Raw genomic sequence first — 2,512 nt, 5'->3', positions numbered from 1 at the left:
CTGCCCGCGCGGGACGGCGCGAGCCGGAACGCTTTTGCACACTGAACGCTAGACGACCCTCGTCCCCCCGGCGGGGAACCTCTACAACCCCTACCCTGACGGCTTGACCGGCCTTGTCACCACGTCCGGCCGCCCTGTGCTCACAAGCGGTGGGCGGGCGCGGTGCTACGTTCGGGCGATTGCGCCCTCATGCAGCCTGCGATGATCGATGCGACGCCTTCCTTCCTCCAGCCCAGACATCGCACGGAGGAAGCCCCAAGATACGCCTCATGCGGGTCAGGAAAGAACGCTCCCTCCCCGGCGGGTTGGCACCTGCTGCTCTGACGAGCAGGCTCATCGCGGTACGCCCGCCATGGCGTCGCTGCCATCGTGTACCCAAACGCTACCGACTCACTGTCGACAGGGAAAAGATAGGTAATTGCCTAGGAAATGTCATGAATATTCCTGCCTATGGTGGTTTATTGACTATTTTAATGCATAGAGTTCAGTGTGGGTAAGTGCGCGGTCTGAGCTGCGGAGTACGCCGTGGTTTGGCCGTTTGCTGACTGGCAAATTGCTAGCAATTGCCACAGACAGATTACTTACTCACCATAGCTGCCACTCGGCGGCTACCAACAGTTACAACCGGCGCTACACAGCATGGTGGAGCCCAGTCACTTTGGTGAGCATCCACACCGCGGCAGCATAGATTATTATGTCTCAATGCAGTTCAAACCACGCAATCTTCGACAGATAGCTGAAATGGTAGTCGGCAATCAGGACCACCGATGGTTTCAGTATCGGAGTAGTTTTTACATCACACGCTTCTTCGAGGAATGCGAGCTCGACTATGCACATGACGGCAGAACGTCTCGAGTACCATGGACGGAAAGTGTGCTCGCTGAACTGCTGAACGACCCGCAGCCAGGTGCCAACCAGTTGCCAGAGCGCTTCGCCCGGGTGCTGCGCACTTTGATGGACAAGCGTGAGGCCCAGAACGGCGACAACGACCGTTCGTTGGCGTTAGCCGCCCTGAATGTGCCGCTGATGCGCGAGGGCTTTGAGGGCTACTATGGCGAGGACGGGATTTTTTACATTCGCCACACAAAGACGAGGACCGTCTCGACGCCGGTGAACCTCTATAGCCCCCTTACTCCAGCGCAGATCGAGAAGCGAGAACGTCTGATTGCTTATCTGGACAAATGCTCAGAGGACCAACTGATTGAGGAGGTCTTGCTGCCGATGTTCCGGCACCTTGGGTACGAGCGGATCACCAGCGTAGGCCACAAGGACAAAGCGCTGGAATACGGCAAGGACGTCTGGATGCGCTATAAGCTACCGACCGAGCACATTATCTACTTCGGCATCCAGGCCAAGAAGGGGAAGCTGGATTCAGCCGGTGCCTCTAAGGGCACCAACGCCAACATTGCAGAGATTTATCAGCAGGTGCTCATGATGCTGGGCCATGAAGTGTTCGACAGTGATACGAACAAGAAGGCCCTAGTTGATCATGCTTTCATTGTTGCTGGCGGGGAGATTACAAAGGCGGCGCAGAATTGGCTCGGCGGAAAATTGGACGCATCACAGCGTAGCCAGATCATGTTCATGGACCGCGAGCGCATCCTCAACTTGTATACCGCCCACCAACTTGAATTGCCGAAGGACGCGCAGCCAGCCAAGACTGATACATGGTCGTTCAAGGGCAGCGATATTCCGTTCTAAGAAGCGCCATGATCGCTCTTGCCGCGCAAGCTTAGAGGTAGCGTTCTTGGTGAAGGTGATCGAACGGTAGAGGCAGAATGGAAAGCTTTGAAACTGACGCCATTTGGCCCGCCACCGACCTCGATAGTCAGTTGATACGGGAAGTCTACTCCCGGTTCGGGCTGGCCATGTATATGGCCCAGGTTTTAGAGCACGGGATGGTAAACGCCCTTTTGGTTCTTCGCCTCTTGCCAACTAGGCGGGAACACGCCGATCAGAGGAGCTGGGACGAAGCCTTTCAGCGGTTCTACGACTCCGAACTTGCAAAGACGTTCGGCAATATGGTGCGGGCGCTGGAGGCAGCGGAGGCGTTGCCAAATGATCTGATGGTAAGGCTGCGGGAAGCAAAAGCGCACCGCGATTACCTCGCCCACCGGTTCTTTCGGGAGCACGACCTAACCTTCATGACCCAAGCTGGTCGATTTAAAATGATCGCCGAGTGCGAGGACTTGGTCGAGTTCTTTCAGACGCTCGATCGGGACCTTGAGGCAGTTGTCGCGCCGCTAAGGGCCCGTTTTGGCATCACGCCCGAGTGGATTGAGTATCACGTTAGACTAGGGCGTAGACTCATAACGAGGCGCACCATAAGCGTGCGGAGATGAGTTTGACTGCTGCAAGGTAATTGGCGGGATCCTTGTCATAGCGCGTTGCAATGCCCCGGAACTGCTTGATGCGATTGAAGAAACGCTCAACCAGGTTGCGCTGACGGTAAAGCCAGGACGAGAAACCAAAGGGCTGCTTGCGGTTGGATCGGTTGGGAATATTGGCCCAG

The 2,512-nt window shown here is 56.2% G+C and carries 3 protein-coding genes; 2 read left to right on the top strand and 1 reads right to left on the bottom strand.

The window, feature by feature from the left end:
• The first annotated feature begins 873 nt into the window (after window positions 1–873).
• Window positions 874–1,701 (top strand): hypothetical protein, encoded by an 828-nt coding sequence (locus VIG90_RS17075; RefSeq protein ID WP_331594728.1) that lies wholly within the window; start codon window positions 874–876, stop codon window positions 1,699–1,701.
• Window positions 1,702–1,778: 77 nt separating this feature from the next.
• Window positions 1,779–2,342 carry a hypothetical protein gene (locus tag VIG90_RS17070; RefSeq protein ID WP_331594727.1) on the top strand — a complete coding sequence of 188 codons (564 nt, stop codon included), beginning with the start codon at window positions 1,779–1,781 and terminating at the stop codon, window positions 2,340–2,342.
• On the opposite strand, the gene VIG90_RS17065 is transcribed toward VIG90_RS17070, so the two are convergent.
• Window positions 2,308–2,512: transposase (locus tag VIG90_RS17065; RefSeq protein ID WP_331594726.1), on the bottom strand; the 205-nt coding region annotated here is incomplete at its 5' end. The genes VIG90_RS17070 and VIG90_RS17065 overlap by 35 nt on opposite strands.

The sequence above is a fragment of the Pedomonas sp. genome (assembly GCF_036515995.1).
Lineage (GTDB): Bacteria > Pseudomonadota > Alphaproteobacteria > Sphingomonadales > Sphingomonadaceae > Pedomonas.
The sequence above is the reverse complement of the archived record's forward strand: the minus strand, read 5'-3'. Positions and strand labels throughout refer to the sequence as shown.

What these genes read in the sequence shown, in the direction of transcription:
- VIG90_RS17070 (WP_331594727.1), top strand. Translation starts at nt 1,779, where the DNA reads ATGGAAAGCTTTGAAACTGACGCCATTTGGCCCGCCACCGACCTCGAT.